Source organism: Streptococcus mitis (assembly GCF_005844455.1).
GTDB classification, from domain to species: domain Bacteria; phylum Bacillota; class Bacilli; order Lactobacillales; family Streptococcaceae; genus Streptococcus; species Streptococcus mitis_BF.
Window position 1 is genome coordinate 23,228 of the sequence record NZ_SPGF01000025.1, and the last position, 5,861, is coordinate 29,088.

Here is a 5,861-nt window from a genome sequence, read left to right on the forward strand (position 1 = left end):
CAATTGTTAAAGTCGCCGCGAAGGACAAAGTAGTAGAAACTCCGATTGAACCAGAAGTTGAGTATGTTAGAGATGGTGAACGAGAAGTTGACACACCTAATGAACGCGTTGAAGGAGCTAAAGGTAAAACAGTTACTACCACTACTTACGATGTAGATTCAAACGATGGTCATATCACAGAACACGTAGGTACCCCAGTCGTCACCCCAGCAGGTAAGACAATCGTTAAAGTAGGAGCTAAAACTAAGGTTGAACAATCTAAAGATTCTGAAGGTCGTGATGTGATTGATACCACTACCTATGCAGTTGATCCAAAAACAGGTAAGGTAACTCCAACAACCGTTCGAACTTATGGAACAACGAAAGAACCGACAGTTGAGAAGAGAGTAGTACCATCTCCAGTAGTTTATGAAAAAGATGATACGAAAGAAAAAGGTACAGCCTCAACTGCTGTTAAAGGTGAAGATGGTGAAGACGCTATCACAACCATTTACACTGTGGACACTAATACTGGAAAGATTACAGCAAGTGAAGGTAAACCAGTTCGTACGAAAGAACCGACTAATACTATTGTTAAAGTCGCCGCGAAGGACAAAGTAGTAGAAACTCCGATTGAACCAGAAGTTGAGTATGTTAGAGATGGTGAACGAGAAGTTGACACACCTAATGAACGCGTTGAAGGAGCTAAAGGTAAAACAGTTACTACCACTACTTACGATGTAGATTCAAACGATGGTCATATCACAGAACACGTTGGTAATCCAGTCGTTACCCCAGCAGGTAAGACAATTGTTAAAGTTGGTGCGAAAACTAAGGTTGAACAATCTAAAGATTCTGAAGGTCGCGATGTGATTGATACCACTACCTATGAAGTTGATTCAAAAACAGGTAAGGTAACTCCAACAACCGTTCGAACTTATGGAACAACAAAAGAACCAAAAGTAGAGTTAGAACAAGATCCTAAGACAGGTGATGTTACAGTGACACCGAAGAAACCAGATGGGTCAACATATACACCAGGAACTAAGGTAGAAATCCCAGGTAAAGATGGTAAGCCAATCACAGTAACAATCGATAAAGAAGGTAAAGGTAAAGTACCAAACAGTGAATTACCAGACGGTAAAGTTCCAGGAACAGGTAAGATTACAGAACCAGGTCAACCAACAGTTGAAGTTCCAGTAGAAACTCCAGCTAAGGTAACACCAGATACACCAGTAACTGAACAACCAGGTAAGATTGAAATTACTCGTAAACCAAATGGAGATGCGATTGTAACGCCTAAGAAACCAGATGGAAAACCATACCCACCAAAAACTAAGGTAGAAATTCCAGGTGAAAATGGAACACCAATCACAGTAATAATTGGAGACAATGGTTCAGGAGAAGTGCCAAACGACAACCTTCCTAAGAAAGATGTCTCAGGTACAGGAACAGTAACAGAACCTAACAAGAAACCATCGAAACCAGTAGATGTAACAACACCATCTCGTAAGACACCAACACTAGATGTTGAACAAGATCCTAATACAGGTGATGTTACAGTAACACCGAAGAAACCAGATGGATCAACATACCCAACAGGAACTAAGGTAGAAATCCCAGGTAAAGATGGTAAGCCAATCACAGTAACAATCGATAAAGAAGGTAAAGGTAAAGTACCAAACAGTGAATTACCAGACGGTAAAGTTCCAGGAACAGGTAAGATTACAGAACCAGGTCAACCAACAGTTGAAGTTCCAGTAGAAACTCCAGCTAAGGTAACACCAGAAATTACAATTCCAGTTGCGCCAGTGACACCTGATACGCCAGTCACACCTGATACTAATGGAGGTTCTGGTCAAGATACACCTGAACCAACCACTCCAATTCCAGATGCAGTTACTCCGAATGCAAATCATGAAGATACTACAGATGCTAGTGACAATGGAGCTAAATCAAATGATTCTCAAAATGTATTGCCAAATACAGGAACAGAATCAAATGCGACTCTTGCATCTCTAGGACTTCTTGGACTATTGAGTGGATTTGGACTTGTAGCTCGCAAGAAAAAAGAAGACTAAAAATTTAGTCAATTAAACATTCATTCTTTTGTATTGTAAAGACAAACTAGATTGGTTCTGAGAATCGTGTTAGTCATAAAATAAAAAGAATGTTTAGATAAAGAAAGCGAACAATACTAGGATTTTGTTAAAGGGAATTCTAAGTATTGTTCGCTTTTGTGGTATAATAATTACTATGCAGAAAAAACCAACGTCAGCCTATGTGCACATCCCATTTTGTACCCAGATTTGTTATTATTGTGACTTCTCAAAGGTTTTCATCAAAAATCAGCCGGTAGATAGCTATTTGGAGCATCTGCTGGAAGAGTTTCGTTCTTATGACATTCAAAAGTTACGAACCCTTTACATCGGTGGTGGGACACCGACAGCCCTGTCAGCGTCACAACTAGAGGTGTTATTGAAGGGATTGACTGAAAACTTGGACTTGTCTGTCTTAGAGGAATTGACCATTGAAGCCAATCCAGGAGACTTGGACGCGGATAAGATTGCTGTTTTGAAGAACTCGGCTGTCAATCGTGTTTCACTAGGTGTGCAAACTTTTGATAACAAAATGCTGAAAAAGATTGGGCGCAGTCATTTGGAGAAGGATGTTTATGAAAATATCGACCGTCTGAAACTGGCTGGTTTTGACAACATCTCCATTGATTTGATTTATGCGCTACCTGGTCAGACCATGGACCAAGTCAAGGAAAATGTGGCTAAGGCCATTGGACTGGATATTCCCCACATGAGTTTGTATAGTTTGATTTTGGAAAATCATACGGTCTTTATGAATCGGATGCGACGAGGAAAATTGCCTTTACCTAAGGAGGAGCTGGAAGCGGAGATGTTTGAGTACATCATCGCAGAGCTGGAGCGAGCAGGTTTTGAGCATTATGAGATTTCCAATTTCTCCAAACCCGGTTTTGAAAGTCGCCACAATCTCATGTACTGGGACAATGCTGAATACTATGGTATCGGTGCTGGGGCATCTGGTTATGTGAACGGTGTTCGCTATAAAAACCATGGTCCGATTCGTCATTATCTCAGTGCGGTTGAGGAAGGCGATGCTCGTATCACAGAAGAGCAGCTGAGTCAAAAAGAGCAAATGGAAGAAGAAATGTTCCTGGGGCTCCGAAAGAAATCAGGAGTCTCTATGGCGCGATTTGAGGAAAAATTTGGCCGGTCTTTTGATGGACTTTATGGAGAAATTGTTAAAGACTTGGTTCAACAAGGTCTCATGCAAATAGAGGGTGACCGAGTTCGCATGACAAAAAGAGGTCTCTTTTTAGGAGACACCGTAGCAGAACGATTTATTTTGGAGTAGGATCATGGGCTTAACTTATCAAATGAAAATGAAAATTCCTTTTGATATGGCTGATATGAACGGTCATCTCAAACTTCCAGATGTGATTTTGCTTTCCCTACAAGTTTCAGGGATGCAGTCTATTAAACTGGGAGTTAGTGATAAGGCCATTTTGGAAGACTATAATCTGGTCTGGATTATCACAGATTATGATATTGAGGTGATTCGTTTACCTCGTTTTGGGGAAGAAATTACCATCGAAACAGAAGCTTTGAGCTACAATCGACTTTTTTGCTACCGTCGCTTTACTATTTATGATGAGGTGGGGCAGGAGCTTATCCACATGATGGCGACCTTTGTTCTCATGGACCGAGACAGTCGAAAAGTCCATGCTGTTGAACTTGAGATTGTGGGTCCTTACCAATCTGAGTTTTCCAAAAAATTGCTTCGAGGACCTAAATATCAAAGTTTGGAAAATCCAATCAGTAAGGATTACCATGTTCGTTTTTACGATTTGGATATGAATGGTCATGTTAATAACAGTAAATACCTGGACTGGATTTTTGAGGTCATGGGAGCAGATTTTTTGACCCAATATGTTCCCAAGAAAATCAACCTCAAGTATGTCAAGGAAGTTCGACCAGGTGGGGTGATTACATCGGCTGTTGAGCGGACTGGACTGGAAAGCAAGCATGAGATTACAAGCGACGGTGTTACCAATGCACAGGCTATTATCACTTGGCAAGAAATAGAAAAGGATTAGGGAGAAATAGATGAAATATAAAGGCTATTTAATTGATCTAGACGGAACCATTTATAAGGGGAAAGATAGAATTCCAGCAGGAGAGGTTTTTGTCCATGAATTGCAAAAGCGGGATATCCCCTATCTCTTTGTGACCAACAATACAACCCGCACTCCAGAGAGTGTTCAAGAGATGTTGGCTCAGAATTTTAATATTGATACGCCCCTATCGACTGTCTACACAGCGACTTTGGCGACTATCGACTATATGAATGACTTGGGACTGGAAAAGACGGTCTATGTCATCGGAGAATCAGGGCTCAAGGAAGCCATCAAGGCGGCTGGTTATGTGGAAGACAAGGAAAATCCTGCCTATGTGGTAGTAGGGCTGGACTGGCAGGTCGACTATGAAAAATTTGCAACAGCAACTCTGGCTATCCAAAAGGGTGCTCACTTTATTGGAACCAATCCTGACCTCAACATCCCGACAGAACGAGGTCTTTTGCCAGGTGCTGGTTCACTGATTACCCTGCTTGAAGTGGCAACAAGAGTGAAGCCTGTTTATATTGGAAAACCAAATGCCATCATTATGGACAAGGCAGTTGAGCACTTAGGCTTGAAACGTGAAGAGTTGATTATGGTTGGAGATAACTATTTAACTGATATCCAAGCAGGGATTGACAATGGCATTCCAACGCTCTTGGTGACGACAGGTTTCACTAAGGCAGAAGAAGTAGCAGACCTGCCAATCGCACCGACTCATGTGGTTTCTAGCCTTGCGGAGTGGAACTTTGATGAAAACTAAACTGACTTTTTGGGGCTCTATGTTCTTTCTCCTCTCCCTCTCAATCCTTCTGACTATTTATCTGGTTTGGATTTTCTATCCGTTGGAAATTCAGTGGCTGAATTTAACAGATCGGGTCTATTTAAAAACAGAAACCATTCAGTACAATTTTCATATCTTGATGAATTACCTGACCAATCCTTTTAGTCAGGTCCTAGAGATGCCTGATTTTCGTTCGTCAGTAGCTGGTCTGCACCATTTTGCGGTTGTGAAGAATCTCTTTCACTTGGTACAGCTAGTTGCCCTAGTGACACTGCCAAGTTTCTATGTCTTTGTCAAAGGGATTGTAAAAAAGGGCTTCTTGTCTCTATTTAGTAAAGGGCTTTTGGCTCTAGTGGTCTTACCTTTACTGATTGGTCTTGGGGGAGTGTTGATTGGTTTTGACCAGTTCTTTACTCTTTTCCATCAAATTCTCTTTGTGGGAGATAATACCTGGCTTTTTGATCCAGCCAAGGATCCAGTGATTCTGATTTTGCCAGAGACCTTCTTCCTCCATGCCTTCCTCCTCTTTTTCGCTCTCTATGAAAGCTTCTTTGGTTTTCTATACCTGAAAAGCCGTAGGAAATAATACTAAGATGTTCTTATTTTGAATAAATAAGTTAGGTATGTGATTCGAAACTATTGTCAAGAGTGAATTAACTAAATCTACATTGCCTCAATCGTTCGCAAACAGGGCGAATTTCAAGTTCAAGTTAGCCATCCAGAAGTCTTCTCTGGGTGACTTGTAGTTCAAGCATTTTTTAGGATAGTTATTAATCCAATTTTCGATTAAGGCGACTTCTTTAGGAGTCGTTTTCTTAGTTCCTTTAGGTAACCATCTACGAATGAGCCTGTTGTGATTCTCATTAGTTCTCCTTTCCCAAGAGGCATAGGGGTGCGCATAATAGATATGTTCCTTAGAAAACACATCAGACAATCGGTTGAATTCCG

6 protein-coding genes are annotated in these 5,861 nt (G+C 41.0%); 5 read left to right on the forward strand and 1 reads right to left on the reverse strand.

Features of this window, described 5'->3' with window-relative positions:
* From FGQ53_RS11975 to FGQ53_RS06095, 5 genes are all read left to right on the forward strand, one after another.
* A partial coding sequence (locus tag FGQ53_RS11975) for an LPXTG cell wall anchor domain-containing protein (protein ID WP_229090328.1) occupies positions 1–2,060 on the forward strand: 2,060 nt, incomplete at its 5' end.
* Positions 2,061–2,235: 175 nt separating this feature from the next.
* Positions 2,236–3,366 carry a radical SAM family heme chaperone HemW gene (gene hemW / locus FGQ53_RS06080; protein WP_138336731.1) on the forward strand — a complete coding sequence of 377 codons (1,131 nt, stop codon included), beginning with the start codon at positions 2,236–2,238 and terminating at the stop codon, positions 3,364–3,366.
* Between the two features lie 4 nt (positions 3,367–3,370).
* Positions 3,371–4,108 (forward strand): acyl-ACP thioesterase domain-containing protein, encoded by a 738-nt coding sequence (locus FGQ53_RS06085; RefSeq protein WP_138336734.1) that lies wholly within the window; start codon positions 3,371–3,373, stop codon positions 4,106–4,108.
* 10 nt (positions 4,109–4,118) lie between these two features.
* Positions 4,119–4,892 carry a TIGR01457 family HAD-type hydrolase gene (locus FGQ53_RS06090; RefSeq protein WP_138336736.1) on the forward strand — a complete coding sequence of 258 codons (774 nt, stop codon included), beginning with the start codon at positions 4,119–4,121 and terminating at the stop codon, positions 4,890–4,892.
* Complete coding sequence (locus FGQ53_RS06095; protein ID WP_138336738.1) at positions 4,882–5,499, forward strand: TIGR01906 family membrane protein; 618 nt, start codon at positions 4,882–4,884, stop codon at positions 5,497–5,499. The genes FGQ53_RS06090 and FGQ53_RS06095 overlap by 11 nt, the downstream gene beginning before the upstream one ends.
* Before the next feature lie 87 nt (positions 5,500–5,586).
* On the opposite strand, the gene FGQ53_RS06100 is transcribed toward FGQ53_RS06095, so the two are convergent.
* Positions 5,587–5,861: IS30 family transposase (locus FGQ53_RS06100; RefSeq protein WP_138336741.1), on the reverse strand; the 275-nt coding region annotated here is incomplete at its 5' end.

What these genes read in the sequence shown, in the direction of transcription:
- hemW (WP_138336731.1), top strand. Translation starts at nt 2,236, where the DNA reads ATGCAGAAAAAACCAACGTCAGCCTATGTGCACATCCCATTTTGTACC.
- FGQ53_RS06085 (WP_138336734.1), top strand. Translation starts at nt 3,371, where the DNA reads ATGGGCTTAACTTATCAAATGAAAATGAAAATTCCTTTTGATATGGCT.
- FGQ53_RS06090 (WP_138336736.1), top strand. Translation starts at nt 4,119, where the DNA reads ATGAAATATAAAGGCTATTTAATTGATCTAGACGGAACCATTTATAAG.
- FGQ53_RS06095 (WP_138336738.1), top strand. Translation starts at nt 4,882, where the DNA reads ATGAAAACTAAACTGACTTTTTGGGGCTCTATGTTCTTTCTCCTCTCC.